The sequence below is a fragment of the Brevundimonas sp. 357 genome, assembly GCF_003938605.1.
Lineage (GTDB): Bacteria > Pseudomonadota > Alphaproteobacteria > Caulobacterales > Caulobacteraceae > Brevundimonas.
On sequence record NZ_RHWX01000007.1, the window covers coordinates 81335 to 102726 of the forward strand.

The 21392-nt window shown below is 69.6% G+C and carries 20 protein-coding genes; 6 read left to right on the forward strand and 14 right to left on the reverse strand.

What is annotated here, in order from left to right:
* Nucleotides 1-7: 7 nt before the first annotated feature.
* Both EGK63_RS07900 and EGK63_RS07905 read right to left on the reverse strand, forming a co-directional pair.
* Nucleotides 8-2179, reverse strand: coding sequence for a prolyl oligopeptidase family protein (locus EGK63_RS07900; RefSeq protein WP_125900725.1), 2172 nt, complete (start codon nucleotides 2177-2179; stop codon nucleotides 8-10).
* Nucleotides 2180-2290: 111 nt separating this feature from the next.
* On the reverse strand, nucleotides 2291-3094 hold the full coding sequence (locus tag EGK63_RS07905; protein WP_125900726.1) for a potassium channel family protein: 804 nt from the start codon (nucleotides 3092-3094) through the stop codon (nucleotides 2291-2293).
* A 49-nt stretch (nucleotides 3095-3143) separates the two neighbouring features.
* Here EGK63_RS07905 and dapF point away from each other — a divergent pair, with 49 nt between their 5' ends.
* Complete coding sequence (dapF, locus tag EGK63_RS07910) at nucleotides 3144-4031, forward strand: diaminopimelate epimerase (RefSeq protein ID WP_243637618.1); 888 nt, start codon at nucleotides 3144-3146, stop codon at nucleotides 4029-4031.
* A gap of 100 nt (nucleotides 4032-4131) precedes the next feature.
* On the forward strand, nucleotides 4132-6411 hold the full coding sequence (locus EGK63_RS07915) for an NADP-dependent malic enzyme (protein WP_125900812.1): 2280 nt from the start codon (nucleotides 4132-4134) through the stop codon (nucleotides 6409-6411).
* A gap of 79 nt (nucleotides 6412-6490) precedes the next feature.
* On the opposite strand, the gene EGK63_RS07920 is transcribed toward EGK63_RS07915, so the two are convergent.
* The 8 genes from EGK63_RS07920 to rsmI all read right to left on the reverse strand — a co-directional run bounded on the left by EGK63_RS07920 (nucleotide 6491) and on the right by rsmI (nucleotide 15472).
* Nucleotides 6491-8176: a beta-lactamase induction signal transducer gene (locus EGK63_RS07920; RefSeq protein ID WP_125900728.1), complete on the reverse strand. Its 1686-nt coding sequence runs from the start codon at nucleotides 8174-8176 to the stop codon at nucleotides 6491-6493.
* A 54-nt stretch (nucleotides 8177-8230) separates the two neighbouring features.
* Nucleotides 8231-9814: a response regulator gene (locus tag EGK63_RS07925; protein WP_125900729.1), complete on the reverse strand. Its 1584-nt coding sequence runs from the start codon at nucleotides 9812-9814 to the stop codon at nucleotides 8231-8233.
* 23 nt (nucleotides 9815-9837) lie between these two features.
* Entirely contained in the window at nucleotides 9838-11448 is a 1611-nt protein-coding gene (locus tag EGK63_RS07930; RefSeq protein WP_125900730.1) for a YifB family Mg chelatase-like AAA ATPase, read from the reverse strand.
* A gap of 66 nt (nucleotides 11449-11514) precedes the next feature.
* Complete coding sequence (locus EGK63_RS07935) at nucleotides 11515-12219, reverse strand: hypothetical protein (protein WP_125900731.1); 705 nt, start codon at nucleotides 12217-12219, stop codon at nucleotides 11515-11517.
* Between the two features lie 26 nt (nucleotides 12220-12245).
* The gene (gene gshB / locus EGK63_RS07940) at nucleotides 12246-13196 is read right to left on the reverse strand and encodes a glutathione synthase (RefSeq protein WP_125900732.1); all 951 of its coding nucleotides are present in this window, start codon (nucleotides 13194-13196) and stop codon (nucleotides 12246-12248) included.
* Nucleotides 13197-13365: 169 nt separating this feature from the next.
* Nucleotides 13366-14178, reverse strand: a complete 813-nt coding sequence (locus tag EGK63_RS07945; protein WP_125900733.1) for a SirB1 family protein — start codon at nucleotides 14176-14178, stop codon at nucleotides 13366-13368.
* Entirely contained in the window at nucleotides 14175-14603 is a 429-nt protein-coding gene (locus EGK63_RS07950; protein WP_125900734.1) for a YraN family protein, read from the reverse strand. The genes EGK63_RS07945 and EGK63_RS07950 overlap by 4 nt, the downstream gene beginning before the upstream one ends.
* Nucleotides 14600-15472 (reverse strand): 16S rRNA (cytidine(1402)-2'-O)-methyltransferase, encoded by an 873-nt coding sequence (gene rsmI / locus EGK63_RS07955; protein ID WP_125900735.1) that lies wholly within the window; start codon nucleotides 15470-15472, stop codon nucleotides 14600-14602. The genes EGK63_RS07950 and rsmI overlap by 4 nt, the downstream gene beginning before the upstream one ends.
* 124 nt (nucleotides 15473-15596) lie before the next feature.
* On the opposite strand from rsmI, the gene EGK63_RS07960 reads away from it, so the two are divergent.
* Nucleotides 15597-16286, forward strand: a complete 690-nt coding sequence (locus EGK63_RS07960; RefSeq protein WP_088410749.1) for an alpha/beta hydrolase — start codon at nucleotides 15597-15599, stop codon at nucleotides 16284-16286.
* A gap of 12 nt (nucleotides 16287-16298) precedes the next feature.
* Here EGK63_RS07960 and hemW read toward each other — a convergent pair whose 3' ends face one another.
* Together hemW and rdgB are read right to left on the reverse strand one after the other, a co-directional pair.
* Entirely contained in the window at nucleotides 16299-17429 is a 1131-nt protein-coding gene (gene hemW / locus EGK63_RS07965) for a radical SAM family heme chaperone HemW (protein ID WP_125900813.1), read from the reverse strand.
* A gap of 115 nt (nucleotides 17430-17544) precedes the next feature.
* On the reverse strand, nucleotides 17545-18147 hold the full coding sequence (rdgB, locus tag EGK63_RS07970; protein ID WP_125900736.1) for an RdgB/HAM1 family non-canonical purine NTP pyrophosphatase: 603 nt from the start codon (nucleotides 18145-18147) through the stop codon (nucleotides 17545-17547).
* Nucleotides 18148-18587: 440 nt separating this feature from the next.
* Between rdgB and EGK63_RS07975 the strand changes: the two genes are divergently transcribed.
* Genes EGK63_RS07975 through EGK63_RS07985 form a run of 3 tightly spaced genes read left to right on the forward strand, consistent with a single transcriptional unit; the run spans nucleotide 18588 to nucleotide 20074 of the window.
* Nucleotides 18588-19193 (forward strand): DUF2975 domain-containing protein, encoded by a 606-nt coding sequence (locus tag EGK63_RS07975; protein WP_243637619.1) that lies wholly within the window; start codon nucleotides 18588-18590, stop codon nucleotides 19191-19193.
* Nucleotides 19194-19217: 24 nt separating this feature from the next.
* A complete protein-coding gene (locus EGK63_RS07980; protein ID WP_003166522.1) occupies nucleotides 19218-19451 on the forward strand; it encodes a helix-turn-helix transcriptional regulator in 234 nt (77 codons plus the stop codon).
* A gap of 2 nt (nucleotides 19452-19453) precedes the next feature.
* A complete protein-coding gene (locus tag EGK63_RS07985; protein ID WP_125900737.1) occupies nucleotides 19454-20074 on the forward strand; it encodes a Smr/MutS family protein in 621 nt (206 codons plus the stop codon).
* Here the strand turns inward: EGK63_RS07985 and ccmB are convergent.
* Both ccmB and ccmA read right to left on the reverse strand, forming a co-directional pair.
* On the reverse strand, nucleotides 20071-20736 hold the full coding sequence (ccmB, locus tag EGK63_RS07990) for a heme exporter protein CcmB (protein WP_125900738.1): 666 nt from the start codon (nucleotides 20734-20736) through the stop codon (nucleotides 20071-20073). The two genes, EGK63_RS07985 and ccmB, sit on opposite strands and share 4 nt — an antisense overlap.
* Complete coding sequence (ccmA, locus tag EGK63_RS07995) at nucleotides 20733-21353, reverse strand: heme ABC exporter ATP-binding protein CcmA (protein ID WP_125900739.1); 621 nt, start codon at nucleotides 21351-21353, stop codon at nucleotides 20733-20735. The genes ccmB and ccmA overlap by 4 nt, the downstream gene beginning before the upstream one ends.
* Nucleotides 21354-21392: the final 39 nt, after the last annotated feature.

Below are 21392 nucleotides of genomic sequence, written 5' to 3' on the forward strand. Positions count from 1 at the left end.
CCGTCGGTTACGGCTGGGCCGGCTGATCCATCAGCCGACGGGTCAGATAGGTGTATTCCAGCGCGATGCGGCGGGCCGTCTCGCGCAGGTTGGCGCCGGCCGCGTGGCCGCCGTCGACGTTTTCATAGAAGAGCACCGGATAGCCCAGCTCCTCCATCCGCGCCGCCGCCTTGCGCGCGTGGCCGGGGTGGACGCGGTCGTCCTTGGTCGAGGTGTGGATGAAGACTTCCGGATAGGGCTGGCCCGCCGACAGCTTCTGATAGGGCGAATACTGCTCGATCCAGGCGCGCTGCTCCGGGACGTCCGGGTTGCCGTATTCGCCGATCCACGAGGCGCCGGCCAGCAGCTTGTGGAAGCGCAGCATGTCGAACAGGGGCACCTGGATGACCGCCGCATTGATCAGGTCCGGGCGCTGGGTCAGCATGGCGCCCATGAACAGGCCGCCCTGCGAGCCGCCCATGATCCCGAGGTGCGGCTGGGAGGTGACGCCGCGCGTGATCAGATCCTGGGCCACGGCCTGGAAGTCCTCGTGCGCGCGCTGGCGGTTTTCCTGCTGGGCCGCCTGGTGCCATTTCGGACCGAACTCGCCGCCGCCGCGGGTGTTGGCGATAACATAGACGCCGCCGCGCTCCAGCCACAGCTTGCCGACCGTCGGCGAATAGCCGGGCAGCAGCGACGACTGGAAGCCGCCGTAGCCGTACAGCAGCGTCGGGTTCGATCCGTCCATCGCCATGGCGTCCTTGTGGACGACGAAATAGGGAATCATCGTCCCATCGGCGCTGCGCGCCTCGAACTGATCGACGCGCATGCCGCTGGCGTCGAACTTGTCCGGCAGGGCCTTGGTCAGGGCGACCGCGCCGGTCGCCGCGTCGGCCAGGTAGAGGCTGGACGGGTTCAGATAGCCGGTGACGCTGACGAAGATCTTGTCGTCCTGCTCGGAAGCCGAGCCGACGCCGACCGAGACGTTCTGCGGCAGGTCCAGGCGCGTGCGGCTCCAGTCGGCCGGGTCATAAACATAGACCGAGCCGCGCACGTTCTCGTACAGGGCGACGACCAGCTTGTTGCGGGTGGCGTTGATCCCCTCGATCGCCTCGCGTTCGCCGGGACGGATCACCAGTTGCGCCGGGGTCTTGGGGTCGGCCAGCCAGGCCTGCAGGTTCCAGGCGATGACATCGCCGGTCTTGAAATCCTGGCCCGAGGGCGCGGTCCAGTCCTGATCCGTCGTCACCACCAGCTGGCCGGCGACCAGGGCGTTGATATTGCCCTTGAGCGGCAGCTCCAGCTTGGTCGTCGAGCCGTCGGCGTTCAGGCGCCAGGTCTCGCTCTCATAGAAGTTGATCCCCCGGTTCAGCAGCACCGCCTGAACCACGCCGTCGGCGTCACGCAGGGTGTAGCCCGAAACTGAGACGTCGGTCTGCTGGCCGGCGAAGACCTCGATCGCCTGATCGACGCTCTGGCCGCGCTTCATCAGACGCACCGTGCGCGGATAGCCCGAGTCCGTCAGCGAGCCCTCGCCGAAGTCGCGCGAGATCAGCAGGGTGTCCTTGTCGATCCAGCTGGCGCCGCCCTTGGATTCCGGCAGGTTGACGCCGCCCTCCACGAAGGTTTTCGTGACGCTGTCGAACTCGCGGACCGTCACCGCGTCCTTGCCGCCGTTCGACAGGGAGATCAGGCAGTAACGCTCGTCCGGCGGCAGGCAGGACGCGCCTTTATAGACCCAGTTGGCGCCCTCGGCCGCCGACAGGGCGTCGATGTCCAGGATGGTCTCCCACTGCGGCGCGTCGGTGCGGTAGGAGTCCAGCGTCGTGCGGCGCCAGATGCCGCGCACATGCTCGGCGTCCTGCCAAAAGTTGTCGACATGGCCGTCGTGGGTGAAGCCCGGTGACGGGATGCGGTCGCGCGACTGCACCAGGTCCAGCGCCTGCTGGTGCAGGCCCTCATAGCGCGGGTCGCCCTGCAGCACGCCCAGCGAGGTTTCGTTGTGCGCCTTGACCCACTCCATGGCGCGGTCGCCCTCGACCTCCTCCAGCCAGATGTAGGGGTCGGTAGCGTCGCTGGTGGCGAAGCCCGGAGCCGTCGAGGCGGCGGTTGCGGAAGCGGCGGCTTGGGCCATGGCGACGGGTGCGGCTCCGGCGGCGAAGGAAAGGACGGCGACGGACGCCAGGGTGCGGATGATCATGATGGTCCCCCAACGGACGGTGTGTTTCGCGCGGCACCTTGGCGAGACCGGAGGCAGGGGGCAAGCGTGTGTAATCTTACAGGCTTGTAATCTTTCGCCGCAGGACGCGCCTCAGTCGCCGTCGTCGGGGATGCACAGGATCTGGCCGCAGGCCTTGCAGTGGACGGCGTCGGGATCGTGCTTCTGCAGCCCGCATGTGGGACAGGGGAACTTCACCTTGTGCGGCCGGATCAGGGTCTGGGCCAGGCGGATGAACAGGGTGATGCCCACCAGCATGACGACGATGGAGATGACCCGCCCCCAGTTACCCGGCAGGGTGATGTCGCCGAAGCCCGTCGTCGTCAGGGTGGCGACGGTGAAATAGAGGGCGTCCAGATAGCCGTTGATGTGCTCGGCCTTGCCCCGGAAATAGGCGTAGACGAAGCCGGTGGTCACGAAGACGAAGGTGACCAGGGCGGTCAGGGCGCGCGTGACCTCCTCGACCCGCGTGTCGTCGAAGCGGCGGCCGATGGTGCGCCAGAACAGGTCGCTGTTCAGCAGGCTCCAGAAGCGCAACAGCCGCAGGAAGCCCAAATTGGCCAGCCAGGCCGGGAACAGCAGGGTCGCCAGGACGAACAGATCGACCCAGACGATCGGCCGCTTCAGCCACGACCGGATGTCGGAATAGGCGTAGGCGCGCGCCGCCAGGTCCAGCCCCAGGACGGCGGCGATCAGATAGTCCAGCACATAGAAGGCCCAGCCCGCCTCCTTCAGGATCGGCGTGGCCAGGAAGAAGCCGATGATGATCAGATCGATGACGATGACCATCAGGCGGAACTTCACCGCCGCCGGCTGTGAGCCGTGATAGAGGTAGCGCAAACGCGCCCTCAGCCGCAGCCCGTCGGATTTGGCGGTTTGGCTCTGGTCAGACGTCATCGCCGCCACCGATACATGAACCGGCGAAAAATCCTATATGAAGACGAACATGAGCCAGTCCGCCCGACCCTACATCCGCATGAACGGCGCCGGAAACGCCTTCATCGTCGTCCAGGCCTTTGAAGCGCCGTTCCACCCGACTGAGGATCAGGTGCGCGCCCTGGCCGGTCCGGCGGCGGGTCTGGGCGGCTTCGACCAGTTGATCGGCGTCGAACCGTCCGAGACGGCCGACGCCTTCATGCGCGTCTGGAACGCGGACGGCTCCATGGTCGAGACCTGCGGCAACGCCCTGCGCTGCGTCGGCTGGCTGCTGCTGGAGGCGACGAACAAGGAAGAGGTGGTCATCGACACCCTGGGCGGACCGACGACGGCGCGCCGGGCGGCAGGCCGCGTCGGGTCCGGAAATCCCGAAGAGCCGACGACCGCAACCCATCAAGTCACCGTGGACATGGGCGCGCCGCGCCTCGACTGGGCCCAGGTGCCGCTGTCCGAAGAAATGGACACGCGCGGGATCGAGCTGCAGGTCGGGCCGATCGACGCCCCCGTGCTGCACACGCCGGGCGCCGTCTCGATGGGCAACCCCCACGTCGTCTTCTTCACCGACCGACAGGACGACGCCTTCGTGCGCGGCTCCGGCTCCCTGATCGAACACCACCCCCTGTTCCCCGAAGGGGTCAACGTCGGCTTCGCCGACGTGCTGGCCCGGGATCACATTCGGTTGCGGGTATGGGAGCGCGGCGCGGGCCTGACCCTGGCCTGCGGCACGGGCGCCTGCGCCGCCCTGGTCGCCTCGGCGCGACGCGGTCTGACCGACCGAAAGGCCGCCGTGACGGTCGACGGCGGCGAACTGATCATCGACTGGGACGAGGCGTCCGGCCACGTTTTCATGACCGGCCCGGTCGAGATCGAAGGAACAGGACTCCTGCCCGCCGGGTGACGGAGAAACCACGCAATCGGCCTTGACCCAGCGTCAGCGGTTGTCGCCGCCGATCCCACGATCTAGGAACGAAATGCGCCTGCCCCTTCCCGAGATCGAAATGCCCGAATTGACCGACAAACAGACCTTCTCCGACGACGACGCGCTGGAGTTCCACCGCGATCCGACGCCGGGCAAGATCTCCATGGCCCCGACCAAGCCGATGGCGACCCAGCGCGACCTGTCGCTGGCCTATTCGCCGGGCGTGGCCGTGCCGGTCCTGGCCATCGCCGCCGATGCGGACAAGGCCTACGACTACACCGCCAAGGGGAACATGGTCGCCGTCATCTCGAACGGCACCGCCATCCTGGGCCTGGGCAACCTGGGCCACATGGCGTCCAAGCCGGTGATGGAAGGCAAGTCGGTCCTGTTCAAGCGCTTCGCCGACGTCGACAGCTTCGACGTCGAGGTGAAGACCACCGATCCGGATGAATTCGTCACCGTGGTCAAGAACATCGGCGACACCTGGGGCGGCATCAACCTGGAGGACATCAAGTCCCCCGAGTGCTTCGAGATCGAAGCCCAGCTGCAGGATCTGCTGGACATCCCCGTCTTCCACGACGACCAGCACGGCACGGCCATCATCTCGACCGCCGGCCTGATCAACGCCGCCCATATCGTCGGCAAGAAGCTGGAAGACCTCAAGGTCGTCCTGTCGGGCGCCGGGGCCGCAGGCCTGTCGTCCATCGCCCTGATGAAGGCCGCCGGCGTCAAGGCCGAGAACACCGTCATCTGCGACCGTCAGGGCGTGATCTACAAGGGCCGCGACAACGTCTCGCAATGGCAGGCGGCGCACGCCACCGACACGCCGCTGCGCACCCTGGCCGAGGCCATGGTCGGCGCCGACGTGGTGCTGGGCCTGTCCGCCAAGGGCGCGATCTCCAAGGAAATGGTCGCCTCCATGGCGCCCAATCCGATCATCTTCGCCATGGCCAACCCGGACCCCGAGATCACGCCGGAAGACGTCAAGTCGGTGCGCTCGGACGCCATCATCGCCACCGGCCGTTCGGACTATGTGAACCAGGTCAACAACGTCCTGGCCTTCCCCTATCTGTTCCGCGGCGCGCTGGACGTGCGCGCGCGTCAGATCAACCACGAGATGAAGATCGCCTGCGCCCAGGCCCTGGCGGCCCTGGCTCGCGAGGACGTGCCGGACGAAGTCGCCGCCGCCTATCGCGGCCGCAAGCTGAAGTTCGGCCCGGAATACATCATCCCCACCCCGTTCGACCCGCGCCTGATCTGGTACATCCCGCCCTTCATCGCCCAGACGGCGATGGAGACCGGCGTGGCGCGAAAGCCAATCGCCGACATGGACGCCTATCGCATCGCCCTGCGCCAACGGGTCGATCCGTCCGCCGCCCTGATGCAGAAGATCCAGGCCAGCGTGCGCTCGGGTCCGAAGCAGCGCGTCGTCTTCGCCGAGGGCGAGGAGCAGGTCGTCATCCGCGCCGCATGGGCCTTCAAGCAAGCGGATCTGGGCACGCCGGTCCTGGTCGGCCGCGAGGAGTTGATCCGCCACAACGCCGCCGAAGCCGGTCTGAACTTCGACGAATTGGGCATTCAGATCATGAACGCCCGCGTATCGGATCGAAACGCCGAATACGTCGAGTGGCTGTACGCCCGCCTGCAGCGCCGCGGCTATTTGCGCCGCGACGTGCAGCGCATGATCAACCAGGACCGCAACTACTTCGCCGCCGCCATGGTCGCGCGCGGCGAGGCGGACTGCATGGTCACCGGCGTCACCCGCAACTTCAACATGGCCTTGAAGGAGGTCCGCCGCGTCCTCGACGTCACGGACCGCATGATCGGCCTGTCGATCCTACTGGCCAAGGGCCGCACCCTGTTCGTGGCCGACACCTCGATCCATGAACTGCCCAACGCCGCCGAATTGGCCGAGATCGCGGTCAAGGCCGCCGCCACGGTCAAGAAGCTGGGCCGCAAGCCGCGCGTGGCCTTCCTCAGCTATTCGACCTTCGGCGACCCGCCGGGCGATCGCGGCGAGAAGGTGCGCGAAGCCATCCGAATCCTGGACGCCATGGACGTCGACTTCGAATACGAAGGCGAGATGCCGCCGGAGCTGGCGCTCAACCCCGAGGCGCGGGCCAACTATCCCTTCATGCGCCTGACCGGAGACGCCAACGTCCTGGTCATGCCGGCCATCCATTCAGCGGCCATCTCGACCCGTCTGGTCCAGTCGCTGGGCGGCGCCACGGTGATCGGCCCCCTGCTGGTCGGCCTCGAGAAGTCGGTGCAGATCGTGCCTCTGGGCGCCTCGGTCGGCGAGATTATCACCGCCGCCACCTTCGCCGCCTACGCCGAAGGGGTGGAGATCGAGGACTGATCGTCCGCTCTGTCGCGACGACGTTGAGAGGCGGCCTTCGGGCCGCCTCTTTGCGTTCCAACTCAGGGCGCTTCAGCCTCTAGGAATCGAGGTTGAGGCGACGACGCTCCATCGTCTGACGCCCCCACTCCATCGCGCAGAACACCACCGCCACCACGCCCAGCCAGGCCGCGATGACGAACATGGCGGCATAGCCCTGACGTTCGATCAACTCGCCCAAGGCGCCGCGCCCCAGGGTGCCGATCAGCAGGGCCAGGGAGGTGAAGACGGCGAACTGCACCGCCCCGAACATCTTGTTCGACAGGGCCGACAGATAGGCCACGAAGGCCGCGCCCGCGAAGCCGCCGGCGATGTTCTCGCCCGCAATGGCCATCATCAGCCGCGCCAGGGGCTCGCCCACGCCGAAGGCGCCGAACAGCTTGTAGAGGCCGGTCGCGCTCATGAAGCCGCCGATCACCGGCGCGCCCATGGCCAGATCCATCATCAGCAGATTGGTCGCCGCCGACAGGGCCGCGCCCAGCAGCAGGCTGGCCATCCGCCCGATGACCAGCAGCGCCCAGCCGCCCAGGGCGATGCCGACGATGGTCATGACCACGCCGAAGGTCTTGGACGCCAGGGCGATCTCGGTCTTGGTGTGGCCCAGCGCCCCGCCCGTGTCTCCCATGTAGAAGGGAAAGGCGAACGGGCCCCAGACGCCGTCGGTGATGCGATAGGTCAGGATCAGGCCGAGCACGATGACGGCGCCCCAGCCCAGACGGCCCATCAGCTCGACGAGGGGCGCCAGGATGGCGTCGTAGAGGGTGTCGGCGAAACTCGTTCCCTTGGCGCTCGACGGCGACGATGATGGGGCCGACTTGCCGCCGCGCCAGACGATGATCCCGGCCAGGACGGCCGGCAGGATCACCGCCATGCCCACAATCCACGGCCCCCAGACGGCGGTGAACTCTCCGGCGCTGGGCGCAGGCTTGACCGTCAGGGCCGTGACCATGAAGCGCACCAGCATGAAGGCCGCCCAGGCCCAGGCGGCCAGGGTGACGACCAGGGCGGTCATGCGCAGGCGCGGCGAGCCGATGCGCTCGCGCGCGATCGCGGCGCGCGGCGCGGCCTTGGGCTCGGGCGCGATCAGCGTGCCCAGAACGCCCAGCCCCATCAGCCCGGCGCCGATGACGAAGGTCGCCGACCAGCCCAGCTGATCCGCCAGCACCAGGGCGCCCGCCCCGCCGACCAGGGCCGCCGTGCGGAAACCCAGCTGATAGACGGTCGACAGCAGGTCGACCGGCGTCCGCTCGTCGGCCACCTCGATCCGCCAGGTGTCGATGACGATGTCCTGGGTCGCCGAGGCGAAGGCGCCCAGGGCCGCGGCGCCCGCCAGCACCACGATGGCGCCCGTGCCCGGATGCGACAGGGAGATGGTCAAAAGCGCGCCCGCCAACACGATCTGGCACAGGATCAGCCACGACCGACGCCGGCCCATCCGGCCGATCAGCGGCGGCGTCAGCCCGACCGCGGGCGACCACAGGAACTTGAAGGCCCCGAACAGCCCGACCCACGACAGGACGCCGATGGTCGCCACCGACACCCCCGCATCGGACAGCCAGGCGTTCAGCGTTCCGAACAACATGGCGAAGGGCAGGCCCGCCGAGAAGCCGAGCAGCAGCATGGCCAGGGTGCGCCGTTCGCGGAACGCCGCCTTGAGCACGCCCAGGCCCTTGGGAGACGGCTGCAACGCCGCGACCTCGGAAGCGGGCGTCTTGGAATCGGTCATGCGTGGCTCCGGCGGGGCGCCGCCGGACGATACGGACGACGGACTACTGGCAGATCAGGAAACGGCGACCTTGGCGCGGTTGGCGGCGTTCGTCCAGCGGGCCAGGGCGACGCGCAGGGCGTCCGCCTCCAGCGGCTTGGCCAGATGATCATCCATCCCGGCCTCGAGGCAGGCGACGCGATCCTCGGCGAAGGCGTTGGCGGTCAGGGCGATGATCGGCGTCTGGTCCCCGCGCGCCCGCAGCGCCCGCGCGGCGCTCGGTCCGTCCAGGCGCGGCATCCGCATGTCCATGAAGACCAGATCGAACCGCGCCGCCTTCAGGGCGTCCAGCGCCTCCTGACCGTCGGCGGCGGTCTGGACCACGCAGCCCTCGCGTCGCAGCAAGGTCTTGGCCAGAAGGGCGCCGACCGGATTGTCCTCGACCAGCAGCACCCGCACGCCCTTGAAGGCCACATGGGCCACGCGATCGTCGTCGCCGGGCCGCACCGGCGGCGAGGGCAGGCCCCGACGCGGCGCAGCGGCCGCCAGCACGCGCTCCGCCAGCGACTCGCGGCGCAGGGGCTTGATCAGATAGCCGCAGAAGCCCGCCGCCCGATAGCGGCTGATCAGGTCACGCTCGGACGGGCGCAACAAAATGATGGCCTGGCCCTGTCTGGGTCGAACCGCCAAGCCTTCCTCTTCGGCGCCCGCGTGGTCGATCAGCGTCACGCCGGCCTGACGCGCCACCCGACCGCCCGAAGCCTCGATCTGATCGGTCGCCGCCCGGCGCACGAAGGGATTCGGCGTGCGGATCGCCACGGCCAGCCCGTCGAGAAGTCGCGCACGCGCTTCCACGTCGGCCACGACCGGAAACTCGGCTTCAAAGCGAAAGCGGGCGCCAGGACCGCCCGGCCGATCCTCGACCACGGCCTCGCCGCCCATGGCGCGGGCCAGCCGTCGCACCACCGCCAGGCCCAGGCCCGCCCCGTCGAACCGGGCGGCGTCCGAGATGTCGGCGTGTCCGAACTCCTCAAAGATGCGGCCGCGCGCCGCTTCGGGCACGCCGGGGCCGGTGTCGTCGACGATGAAGGCCAGGCGCGCAGGCGCCCCATCCATGCGTTCGCCGACCGCCTCAACCGCCAGGCGCACCCCGCCCCGGTCGGTGAACTTCACGGCGTTTCCCGCCAGGTTGAACAGGATCTGCCGCAGGCGACCCTCATCGGCGGCGACATCCGGGGCGTCGGCGGCGACCGACCAGACGATCTCCAACCCCTTGTCGTGGGCGCGCGGGCTGAGCAGTTCGGCCACGCCGCGCACCAGGCCTTCCAGATCAACCGGCGCAGGGTCGAATTCCAGCGCCTCGGCCTCCAGCCGAGCATAGTCCAGCAGATCGTTGACCAGGCCCAGAAGATGCTCGGCCGACTTCTGCGCCGCCTCGGCATAGGCGCGCTGGGCGCCGTCCAGACGGGTGCGCGACAGCAGGCCCAGCATGCCGATCACCCCATTCAAGGGCGTGCGCATCTCATGGCTCATCAGTCGCAGGAACTGGTGTTCGGGCGAGACGCCGTCGGCGGACGCCTCTATCGCGGCCTGCGCGACGTCGGGCGCGACAGGAAAGAGATCGCTCTGCGGCGACGGTTTGCGACGGGTCTGTCCCATAAGGCCACGCTAGGGCCGAGGGGTTAATTCCAGACGAACGGCGTTTGTCCCGCCTCGCCTTCCTGCGCGGGAAACAGCGCGCGGCGACTGACCTGACGATCGAAGTCCTCATGGGCGCCGACCGTGCTGCGCCGATACATCAGCGCCTCGGCCACATGGCGGCGCAGCACGCCGTCCGCGCCGTCCAGATCGGCGATGGTGCGCGCCAGACGCAGGGTGCGGGTCCAGCCGCGCGCGGTCAGCCCCCCGGCCTCGCCCGCCTTCATCAACAGGGCGCGGCCGGCTTGATCCGGCGCGGCGAACCGCTCCAACGCCTCGCCCGAGGCCCGGGCGTTGAGCGCCTGCATTCCCGCCAACCCGGCCTCGGCCATGCGGGCCTCCTGCATCTGCATGGCGGCGACGACGCGGGCGGCGGCCTCGGCCGTCCCCTCGGCCGGGGCGGGCAGGATCATGTCGGCCGCCGTCACCGCCGGGGTCTCCACCGTCAGGTCGATGCGGTCGAACATCGGGCCGGAGATGCGGTTCTGATAGTCCTTCTGGCAGCGCGGGGCCTTGCCGCAGGCGCCGCGCCCCGGCCCGCCCAGCCCGCAGCGACAGGGGTTCATCGCCGCCACCAGCTGGAAGCGCGCCGGATAGCGTACATGGGCGTTGGCTCGCGCCACCACGATCTCGCCTGTCTCCAGCGGCTGGCGCAGGCTGTCCAGCGCCTGGGGCGAATATTCGGGCAGTTCATCAAGGAAGAGGACGCCGTTGTGCGCCAGGGAGGCCTCGCCCGGCTTGGCCTTCAGCCCGCCGCCGGTCAGGGCCGCCATCGACGCCGAATGATGCGGCGCTCTGAAAGGCCGTTCGCGCGTCAGCCCTCCGCGTTCGATCAGTCCGGCCACCGACCACACCATCGACGTCTCCAGCCGCTCCATCGGCGTCAACGGCGGCAGCAGGCCCGGCAAGCGCGCCGCCATCATCGACTTGCCCGAACCCGGCGGGCCGACGAACAGCAGATTGTGGCCCCCGGCGGCGGCGATCTCCAGCGCCCGCTTGGCGCCCTCCTGTCCCTTGACCTCGCGCAGGTCGGGCACGGCGCGCCCTTCCAGCACCGGCCCCGGTTGAGGCGGGCGCAGCACCTGAGTTCCGCGAAAATGGTTGATCAGGCCGATCAGGGAGCGCGGCGCCAGCAGCCGCGCCTCGCCCGCCCAAGCCGCCTCGGGCCCATTGGCCTCGGGGCAGATCAGGCCCAGCCCCATGGCGTTCACCGCCATCGCGGCAGGCAGAGTTCCGCCCACCGCCGCAATCTGGCCGTCCAGGCCCAGTTCGCCCACCGCCGCCCAGCCGTCCAGGGCGTCCGGCCCGATCACCCCCATGGAGGCCAGCAGGGCCAGGGCGATGGGCAGGTCGAAATGGCTGCCTTCCTTGGGCAGGTCGGCGGGGGCCAGATTGGCGATCACCTTCTTGGCTGGCAGCGCCAGGCCGATGCCCGCAAAGGCGCCGCGCACCCGCTCGCGGCTCTCGGCCACCGCCTTGTCCGGCAGGCCGACGATGGCGAAAGCCCCAGCGGGGGAGCCGACCTGCTGCACTTCGACATCGACCCGGCGCGCATCGACGCCGTCGAAAGCCACCGTCACCACCCGCGCGACCATGTCGTTCCCTCCCGCAGTCGAGAGAACAAATCACGAACCAATCAACACTGCAAGAGCGTTGTTCGGTCAGTTCGACGGCAGGTCAGCCTCCGGCGCGATCGTATGGATCACCTGACCCTCGGCGTTCAGGAACTGGATGGCGCCGAAGCCTTCCTCGGTCACGGTCAGACGCAGGCGCGGCTTGTCGTTCCTGTCCGACAGGGCGACGGCGGGCGTCCCGTCGGCCGCCAGCGACAGGCGCATCCGCGTCGGCGTCTGCACGCCCGGAACCAGCGCCCCGCCCAGCCCGGGTTCGCGCACCAGCGGCGGCGCCTGGTTGAAGACGAAGCTGACCGAGCCGTCGGGCGACACCCGCCAGCCGACGGCGTCCATCGCCGGGTGATCCAGCGCCAGAACGGCCATGCCGCCCTCGACGTCGGCCGTGCCGAAACCGCCGCGCTCGCTGCCCTTGTCGTCGTAAAGGATCAGTCCGGCGACGTTGAAGGCGCGCTTATATTGAACGCCGTCGATGATCGGGGGCGGGGTCGCGCCCGACAGGGTCATGCGGATGGTCCCGTCGGCGTCGACGATGTCGATGCGGCGGGCGCTGATGCGGTCATGGTCCGGCGTCTCGATCCGGGTTTCGGGCGTGCGGGTCTCGATGATCCGCTCCAGCACCTCCAGCGACGGGCGTTTCGGGGCGACGTCTGGCGAGGCTTCCTGGGCCGCCGCCGGGCAGGCGATCGCCAGCGCCAGGGCGGCGGACGCCCCGGCCTTGTTCAGTACGCTCATAAAGTCTCCTCCCGTGCAGCGCGGCGTCAGGCGGCCGCGCGTTTCCTTTGCTCGATGACCTCCCACATGCGCTCGGTCGCATCGATCCCGGCGAAGTTCAGCAACTGCTGGGCGCCGGTGGGCGAGGTCACGTTGATCTCGGTCAGATAGTCGCCGATCACGTCGATGCCGACGAAGATCAGGCCGCGTTCCTTCAGATAGGGGCCGATGGCGGCGCAGATCTCCAGATCGCGCGGCGTCAGCTCGACCGGCGCCGCCGTGCCGCCGACGCGCAGGTTGGAGCGCACCTGGTCCTTGGCCGGAATGCGGTTGATGGCGCCGACCGGCTCGCCGTCGATCAGGATGATGCGCTTGTCGCCCGCCGAGACGGCCGGGATGAATTTCTGGATCACCAGAGGATCGCGCGACCCGGTCGCGTGAATCTCGATCAGGGCCTCCAGGTTCGGATCGTCCGCCTTCAGCCGCACCACGCCCGACCCGGCCGCGCCGTGCAGGGGCTTGAGCACCACGTCCCCGTGACGGCGGTGGAAGTCCACCAGGGCCTCGGGGTCGGACGACACCAGGGTCGGCGGCTGCAGGCCGGGGAAGAGGGTGGCGATCAGCTTCTCGGGCGCCGAGCGCACCTCGGCCGGGTCGTTGACCACCAGGGTCTTGGGATGCACCCGCTCCAGCAGATAGGTGGCGGTGACATAGGCCATGTCGAACGGCGGATCCTGACGCATCAGGATGACGTCCACGTCCTCGGCCAGGTCCAGCCGCTGCTCGGGGCCGAAGTCGGCGTGGTTTCCCTGCTCGCGCTTCACCGTCACCGGACGGGCGCGGCAGAACAGGCGGCCGTCCTCAAGCGCCAGGGCGCGGAAGTCATAGACCCACAGCTTGTGGCCGCGCGCCTGCCCGGTCAGGGCCATCAGGAAGGTGGTGTCCGACTCGACGTTGACCGCCTCGAGCGGGTCCATCTGGATGGCGACCTTGAGCATGGGGTGTCCTTCTTGGTGGCGCTATCGCTCGCGCCGCGGGCGCTCGCTGCTTGAGCTGATTTTAGTGGCGCTAACGTTCGCCCCGCGGGCGCGCGCTGCTTGAGCGCCCGAGCAAGAGCGCCGCTGGGCGTTACTTGAGGCCCGACAGCGCCCGCCGCAAGGCCGCGCTTCAGTTCAACCGCATCCGCACGCGGTCCAGCCGGGCGTCGCAGGCGGCGATCGGCTCGCCCAGGCTGCGGGCGCGCGACAGGGCCTGCATGGCGCCGGTCAGAGCGCCCTGCTTCTCGCGGGCGGCGGCCACGTCCAACCAGGGGCGGTGATCCTCGGGGTCCAGCAGGGCGCGACGCAGGGCCGAGCGCTCGGCGCCTTCGTAGTCGCGGGCCTGAAGCGCGCGGGTGAACAGGATGTTCTGCAGACGGATCAAGGCCTGACGCTCGCTGACCGGCGCCATCAGCAGGTCCAGACGGTCGGCCACATGCGGGGTCAGGCCCGCCAGCAGGGCCCGGCGCGTCAGCTCCGACGGTAGGACCAGCCGCCCCTGGCTGAACGGGTCCAGCGCCACCGGCCCCTCAGGCGTCTCGACCCGCAGCAGGACGTGGCCGGGAAAATCGACCGGCGCCGCCGTCAGCCCGGCCCGCCGCGCCGCGTCCAGATAGAAGATGACCAGCACCGCCGACAGGCCGCGCCGCCGCTCGGCCACGTCGATCACGTCCGTGTTGGCCGGATGGTCGTAGTTCAACAGGTCGCCGTTCAGACGCAGGTCGCCGGCCAGGGCCTCGGTCAAAGCGTCGTCGGGGCTTTCGTTGGCGGCCCGCTCCTTGAGCCGCTGGGCCGCGTGGTCGGCCAGAATGCGCACGCAGTCGGCGTCGCGGAACGGATAGTCGTGGATGGCGCAGGCGATGGCGCAATCCAGCAGGGGGAAGGCCTCGTCCGCCCCCTGCCCCGCCTGGGCCAGCACCGCCTCTGCTTCCTCGCGCGTCAACGCCGGTCCGCTCCCGTGGAGATCACGCCGCGAAGATGGCGCGGAAAGCGTCCGGGGGCCAGCGCCACCATGTCGATTCTCAGCTCCAGCCCCGACAGGGCCGGTCGCCCGCGCGCCGCCGCCTCGGCCGCGCGGATCAGGCGCTGGTGCTGGTCCGGCCCCAGGGCCAGGGTCGCGGCCTCCAGCGTCGCGCGGCGCTTGACCTCGACGGCGGCCAGGACGCGCCCGCGCCGGGCCAGGATGTCGATCTCTCCGCCCCGCCCCTTCAGGCGGAAGGCCAGCACCTGATAGCCTTTGAGCATCAGCCACACGGCGGCGATCCACTCGGCGTCATGCCCCTGACGATGCGACCGCCCGCCCAGGCTGCGGCGCCAGCCCGCCTTGGACGTCTTCGGCGGCGGATGCGGTCGCAGGGCCTGACTCACCGCCCCTTCAACTCCAGCGCGCGCTTGTAGAGCGGCTTGCGCGGCAGGCTCAGCGCCTTGGACACCTCGGCGGCCGCCTCGCCGGGCGGCAGGCGGGTCAGGGCCTCGGCCAGGGCGGCGTCGGCGTCGGCGGCGCTGGCCGTCTCGGCCTCGCCGGGGCCGACCACCACCACGATCTCGCCCTTGGGCGCGTCCAGACGCGGATCGACAGCCAGATCGGCCAGGTCGCCGCGCACGCATTCTTCATAGAGCTTGGTCAGTTCGCGGGCGACGGCGGCCGGGCGGGCGCCCAGCACCTCGGCCATGTCGGCCAGGCTGTCGCGCAGGCGCGGCCCGCTCTCGAAGAAGACGAGGGTCTGACGGCCGGGCCGCAGCTCTTCCAGCGCCGTGCGGCGCGCCGCCGACTTGGGCGGCAGGAAGCCCGCGAACAGCACCCGGTCGGCGGGCAGGCCGGCGATGCACAGGGCGGCCAGCAGGCTGGACGGACCCGGCACGGGATGAACCGGCAACCCCTCGGCCACGGCCGCCCGCGCCACCACATAGCCGGGGTCTGACACCAGCGGCGTGCCGGCGTCCGACACCAGGGCCACCACCTCGCCCGCCTTCAACCGTTCGACGGCGATCTCGGCGGCGCGGTTCGAGGCGTGGTCGTCGCAACGCTCCAGCCTGGCCTTCAGCCCGTAGGCGGTCAGCAGCTTGGCCGTCACCCGCGTGTCCTCGGCCAGCACCAGGTCGGCCGCCGCCAGCACGTCCAGCGCCCGCAGCGTCATGTCGCGCAGATTGCCGATCGGCGTCGCCACCAGATAGAGGCCCGGCGAAACGGGGCGCGCGGGCGGGGCGATCAGCGGGAACAGGGAGGCGTCGGACATGACGCCATCCTAGTCACCGTCACGGTGTCGTGAAAGCGGCGACCATCAGGGAACGCGAGCGGCCTTGACACATTTCAGCCACACGCGGCGTCAGAGCCGCTGAACTCCAAGGAAAACCGAGCCGATGTCCAAATCCGCCTCCATCGTCCTCGTTCACGGTTTCTGGGGCGGCGCCGCCCATTGGGGCAAGGTCATCACCGAACTGGCCAAGCGCGGTTACACCTCCCTGCACGCGGTCGAGATGCCGCTGACCTCGCTTGCCGACGACGCCGAGCGCGTGCGCAAGATGGTGCGTCAGCAGGAGGGGCCGGTCATCCTGGTCGGCCATTCCTACGGCGGAGCCGTGCTGTCCGAGGCCGGCGACCTGCCGAACGTGGCGGCCCTGGTCTTCGTCGCCGCCTTCGCGCCCGACGCAGGCGAAAGCCCCGGCGCCATCACCCAGCAGGATCCCCCGGTCGCCGCCCCCAACCTGGCCCCCGACAGCGACGGCTATCTGTGGGTGAAGGCCGACAAGTTCCACGAGAGCTTCTGCCAGGATCTGACGGCGGACGAGGCCCTGGTCATGGCGGTGACGCAGAAGGCGCCCCTGGCCACCACCTTCGGCGACGCGGTCACGGCGCCCGCCTGGCGCAGCAAGCCGAGCTGGTATCAGGTCTCGAGCCAGGACCACATGATCGCCCCGACCAACCAGCAACGGATGTCGGCGCGGCTGAACGCCCGCAAGGTCATCACCCTGGACGCCAGCCACGCCTCCCTGGCGTCGCATCCGTCCGAAATCTGCGACCTGATCGAAGAGGCGGCGGCGACCGTCTGATCGTCTGATCGTCTAGACCAGCAGGCTCTTCAGCACCGCGTCCAGCAAGGGACGGCCCGTCGCCGTGGCGGCGACGCGGCCGTCCTTCAGACTCAGGAAGCCGTCCGTCAGAAGGTCGAACAGCCGGCCCTCAACCGCCGACAGGCCCAGCCGCTGCAGCAGGGCCAAGGGCACGCCCTCGACGGTGCGCAGGCCCAGCAGCACGCGCTCCTCATCGGCGTCCTGCGGCTCCAGAACCTCGCGCTCGGCCCAGGGCGAACCGGCGGCGACGCCCGCCACATAGTCGCCGATGCGGCGCGCAGCCACGGTGGCGATCCGCCCCTCGGCCAGGGTCAGCCGCCCATGCGCCCCCGGCCCCAGGCCCAGATAGTCGCCGCCGCGCCAGACATGCAGGTTGTGGCTGGAGCGGGCGGCCACGTCGCGCGCGTGGTTGGACACCTCATAGGCCTCGAACCCCGCCGCCTCGAGCGTCGTCTGCGTGGCTTCATAGAGGGCGGCGGCCAGATCCTCGTCCGGCGGCGACCAGGCGCCGCGCGCCACGGCCCGGCCGAAGGCCGTCGTCCCCTCGATGGTCAGCTGATAGGGCGAGACGTGCTCGAACCCCAGATCGAGCGCCGTGGTCAGCTCGGCCGTCCAGTCGGCGACGCCCTGGCCCGGCCGGGCGTAGATCAGGTCAATCGACAGCCGCGGAAAGGCCTGCGCGGCCAGGGCGATGGCGCGACGCGCCTCGGCGGCCGAATGATCGCGGCCCAGGAACTTCAGCGCCGCGTCGTCAAACGATTGCACCCCCATCGACAGGCGGTTGATCCCGGCCTGGGCCAGAGCGGCGTAGCGCCCGGCCTCCGCGTCGGTGGGATTGGCCTCCAGACTGATCTCAATATCGCCAGAAGGAGGGAACAGCGCCCTAGCCCGCGCCGTCACCGCCGCCACGGCGTCGGGCGGCATCAAGGACGGCGTGCCCCCGCCGAAGAAGATCGAGGCCAGGGCGCGCGGCCCGACCAGGGCGGCCTGCGCCTCCAGGTCGTTCAGGATGGCCTGCGCCAGCTCCGCCTGCTCCTGCGTCCGCCCCCGGTCGCGCACCACGTTGAAGTCGCAATAGGGACAGATGCGCGCGCAGTAGGGCCAGTGGACATAGAGGGCGATGGAGTCTTTTTCGTCCCTATCGCCGCCCTCGCGGAGGGCGGCTGCTTGAGGGACAGATTGATGCTCGCCTCGATCGCCGCCTTGGCGCAGGGCCGCGGCTTGTGGGGCGGTCCTCTCAGTCAATCAGCGCCGCCTTGAGGCGGGCGAAGGCGCGCGCGCGGTGGCTGAGAGCGTCCTTCTCGACCGGGTCCATCTCGCCGAAGGTCAGGGCGGAGCCTTCCGGCCGGAAGATCGGATCATAGCCGAAGCCCCGGTCGCCGCGCGGCGGGAAGACCAATTCGCCGTCAATCCGCCCCTCGACCACTACGCAAGGGCCGTCGGGCCAGGCCACGGCCAGGGCCGAGGTGAACCAGGCGCGGCGGTCGGTCGAGGCGATCTCCTCCAGCCGCTGCTCCACCTTCTTCATGGCCAGTGCGAAATCCTTGGTCGGCCCGGCCCAGCGCGCGGAATAGATGCCCGGCGCCCCGTCCAGGGCTGCGACCGACAGGCCGGAATCGTCGGCCAGGGCGACCTCGCCCGAGGCCTGGGCCGCGTGGCGCGCTTTCAGCATGGCGTTGCCGACGAAAGTGGTCTCCGTCTCGTCCGGTTCAGGCAGATTCAGCTCTCCGGCGGTGACGATCGTGTAATGTCCGTCAAGCAGCGCTTCGATCTCGCGCGCCTTGCCCGGATTGTGGGTGGCGGCGACGAGCCGCATCCCCTTGATCAGCTTGAGATTCATGGCCCGACCTTAGCCCCGTCCGATCCATTGCGAAATGGTAACATCGTTAAACGATATGTAAGTTGGCTTTGGCCGGCGCACGACCTATCTTCATTTTCAAGGACGGGCGGCCGCACCGTTCAAACGAGAGAAACATCTCGCAACAATGATCCAGCGGCACAACAGATACGCACAAAAAACGTGCATCGATGGAGAGACCGATATGCAAGCCATGCACAAAACCAATCTGATGGACCGTCTGGCGCACAGCCTGGGCAACGCCTTCCTGCTGGCCTCCCTGCCGGCCGCCGCGATCGCCCTGATCATCCAAAGCTTCTGACCGCTCCTGCGAGCGAGGAGGCTTTGACGATCGCCATGAACGCCATGAAGAATAGAGCCGTGCGCGGGTCGGCCGGACCCGCCGCGGCGACGGCGCCCCTGTCCCCGGCCTGAGACGCCCGATGACGCGCTTGCGGAAACCGAAACCTCTCGGCCATCAGACCCCGCTGCGCGCGCCTCATTTCCGCACCCCGTTGCGCACTCTGGGCCCCGGCTCGGTCTCCAGCCTGCTGAAGATCGCCCTGGACGTGGCCTATGTGGTGATGATCCTCGTCACCGGCCTGCTTCTGCTCTTGTGGGTCGCCTCGATCTTCATTCCGATCGACAACCTGAATGTCACCGTCTCGGACGGCGCGGACGGCCGCGAAATGCCGCTGACCCGTCCGCTGCTGCTGTTCGGCCTGGGCGCGCTGACCGCCTATTTCGGCGGATTCCTGATGATCCTGCGCCATCTGCGCAAGATTTTCCGCACCCTGACCCTGGGCGATCCGTTCCAACCGGACAACGTCCGTCGCCTGCGCCAGATCGGCCTGATCCTGGCCGTCGTCACCGGCGGCGTCTGGATCGTACAGGGGTTGGTCGCCGCGCGTCTGGCGCCCGGGGTGATGGAGCCGCAAGGGATCAGCGATCTGCTCACCCCCGTCTTCTCCGTCCTGGTCGTCTTCGTCCTGGCCGAGGTGTTCCGCGAGGGCGCGCGCCTTCGTCGCGAATCCGAACTGACGATCTGATCGAGAAACGCTAAAGCTCACCCCATGGCCATCCGCGTCCAACTCGACCGTATCCTCGCCCAGCGCCGCATGTCGCTGACGGAGCTCGCCGACCGCGTCGGCGTGACCGTCGCCAACCTGTCCATCCTCAAGACGGGCAAGGCGCGCGCCGTGCGTTTCTCCACCCTGGACGCCCTGTGTCGCGAGCTGGACTGCCAGCCCGGCGACCTGCTGGCCCATGAGCCCGGTCCGCCGGACGCCTTCGACGACGAGGGCTGAGCGTGGCCCGCCCCCCTTCGGGCAAGGGACCGCCGAAAGCCGCCTCCGCGACCGGCGACGACGACAAGCGCATCTGGAACCGAGTGACGTCCACGGTGACGCCGCCCGTCCGCCGCAAGGCCGCGCGCGTGACGCCCGGCGCCGTTATTCCTGCGCTTGGAGACGAAGCCGCGCCTCTCATCGCGCCGCCGCCGCGCGGCGTCGCGGGCAAGAAGCGCGCGACCGCCCTGACGACCGCCTCGGCCGGACGGGCGGCGACGCCTCCGCCCCCGAAGGCCGCTGCGCCACGGCCTCGTTCCGCGCCCGAAGAGCTGGAGCCGCGCCGCCAGCGCCGCCTGTCGCGCGAGCGCGATCCGATCGAGGCGCGCATCGACCTGCACGGCTTCGGCCGCTTCGAGGCCGAGGATCAGTTGCGCGGCTTCCTGATCGGCTGCCAGATGCGCGGCCTGCGCTCGGTGTTGGTTATCACAGGCCAGGGCAGGCGTGGCGGCGGGGTCATCCGCGCCTCGGTGCACGAATGGCTGACCAGTCCGCACCTGCGCGGAGTGGTGTCGGGCTTCGCCTCCGCTCACCAGCGCCACGGCGGCGACGGCGCGCTTTATGTCACGCTGAAACCGCGCTAGCCCTGCGCGTTCCTGACCGCCGCCGCGCCCGCGATCGGCGCGATCACCAGGGCGAACAGGACGTAAGCGCCCAGCAGGGCCAGCGCCGAGGTCGGGCTCTGACCGCTGGCCGCGCGGGTCAGGGCGCCCGCCCCGAACACCACCGGCGGGATGAACAGCGGCAGCACCACCACGGCGATCAGCAGCCCGCCGCGCCGCGCGCCCAGCGCCAGCGCCGCGCCCAGCGCCCCGGTGAAGGCGAACCCCAGACCGCCCAGCGCCGCCGACAATCCTGTCAGCACGATCAGCTCCGGCGGCTGGCCCAGGGCCAGGGCCGCGACGGGCGCGGCCAGCGCTAGGGGCAAGCCGCTCGCCAGCCATTGCGCCAGCGCCTTGATGCCCACCACAGCCTCCAGCGGCAGCGGCCCTGTCGCCAGCAAGTCCAGCGCCCCGTCATCCAGATCGCGCTCGAACATCCGCTCCAGCGACAGCAGGGAGGCCAGAGCCAGCGCCATCCAGCTGGCCCCCGAGGCCGCCGGGGCCAAGACGCGCGGATCGCCCCCCGCCGCCAGCGGCAGGATGGCCGTCAGACACAACAGGAAGCCGCAGGCCAGCAGCGGCCCGCCGCCGCCGCCCCAGGCCAGCGACAACTCGCGCGCGAACAGGGCGCGGACGGCCTTCATCGCGACCCCTTTAGATTCAGCGACCGAGCCGGGACGGGCAAGGGATCGTGCACGGCGGCCAGGATCATGCCCCCGCCCGCCAGATGCTCGGCCATCAACTCGGCGGCGACGCCGCGCCAGGCCTCGTCCAGCGGCGCCAGCGGCTCGTCCAGCAACCACAGGGCGCGCGGGGCGGCGACCAGGCGCGCCAGCGACAGCCGCCGCCTCTGCCCCGCCGACAGCTTGCGCGTTTCGAGGTCCAGCAAGGGCGCCAGCTTCAACCGTTCCACGGCGGCGCCGAAGGCCTGCGCAGAACCGCCCAGCCACTCAACCTGAAAGCCCAGCTCCTGCCGGGCCGTGCGCTGGGGCTTCAACCCTTCGTGATGGCCCAGCAGATGCAGGGCGGACCGCCTGGCCGTCTCAGCCTCCATCTCGCCGTCGGCGTCATGAAAGACGACTGAGCCCGCATCCGGGCGAATGAACCCCGCGACCGCGCGCAGAAGGCTGGTCTTCCCTGCCCCATTGGCCCCGGTCAGCGCCGCCGCCTCGCCTGCCGAAAGGGCGAAAGACAGGTCGCTGAACAACCGCCGCTCGCCGCGCGACAGGCTCAGACCTGCGATCTCCAGACGGGTCAACACTTGCGAGTCTCTCTCAATGTCCACGTCGAGGGTGTGGAT

Excerpts from the sequence above, each read along its gene's own strand:
- EGK63_RS07975 (WP_243637619.1), top strand. The coding sequence starts at position 18,588 with ATGACGCGCTTGCGGAAACCGAAACCTCTCGGCCATCAGACCCCGCTG.
- EGK63_RS07980 (WP_003166522.1), top strand. The coding sequence starts at position 19,218 with ATGGCCATCCGCGTCCAACTCGACCGTATCCTCGCCCAGCGCCGCATG.
- EGK63_RS07900 (WP_125900725.1), bottom strand. The coding sequence starts at position 2,179 with ATGATCATCCGCACCCTGGCGTCCGTCGCCGTCCTTTCCTTCGCCGCC.
- EGK63_RS07935 (WP_125900731.1), bottom strand. The coding sequence starts at position 12,219 with ATGAGCGTACTGAACAAGGCCGGGGCGTCCGCCGCCCTGGCGCTGGCG.
- dapF (WP_243637618.1), top strand. The coding sequence starts at position 3,144 with ATGAGCCAGTCCGCCCGACCCTACATCCGCATGAACGGCGCCGGAAAC.
- EGK63_RS07915 (WP_125900812.1), top strand. The coding sequence starts at position 4,132 with ATGCCCGAATTGACCGACAAACAGACCTTCTCCGACGACGACGCGCTG.
- gshB (WP_125900732.1), bottom strand. The coding sequence starts at position 13,196 with ATGCTCAAGGTCGCCATCCAGATGGACCCGCTCGAGGCGGTCAACGTC.
- EGK63_RS07925 (WP_125900729.1), bottom strand. The coding sequence starts at position 9,814 with ATGGGACAGACCCGTCGCAAACCGTCGCCGCAGAGCGATCTCTTTCCT.
- EGK63_RS07930 (WP_125900730.1), bottom strand. The coding sequence starts at position 11,448 with ATGGTCGCGCGGGTGGTGACGGTGGCTTTCGACGGCGTCGATGCGCGC.
- ccmB (WP_125900738.1), bottom strand. The coding sequence starts at position 20,736 with ATGAAGGCCGTCCGCGCCCTGTTCGCGCGCGAGTTGTCGCTGGCCTGG.
- EGK63_RS07960 (WP_088410749.1), top strand. The coding sequence starts at position 15,597 with ATGTCCAAATCCGCCTCCATCGTCCTCGTTCACGGTTTCTGGGGCGGC.
- EGK63_RS07905 (WP_125900726.1), bottom strand. The coding sequence starts at position 3,094 with ATGACGTCTGACCAGAGCCAAACCGCCAAATCCGACGGGCTGCGGCTG.
- rsmI (WP_125900735.1), bottom strand. The coding sequence starts at position 15,472 with ATGTCCGACGCCTCCCTGTTCCCGCTGATCGCCCCGCCCGCGCGCCCC.
- EGK63_RS07920 (WP_125900728.1), bottom strand. The coding sequence starts at position 8,176 with ATGACCGATTCCAAGACGCCCGCTTCCGAGGTCGCGGCGTTGCAGCCG.
- rdgB (WP_125900736.1), bottom strand. The coding sequence starts at position 18,147 with ATGAATCTCAAGCTGATCAAGGGGATGCGGCTCGTCGCCGCCACCCAC.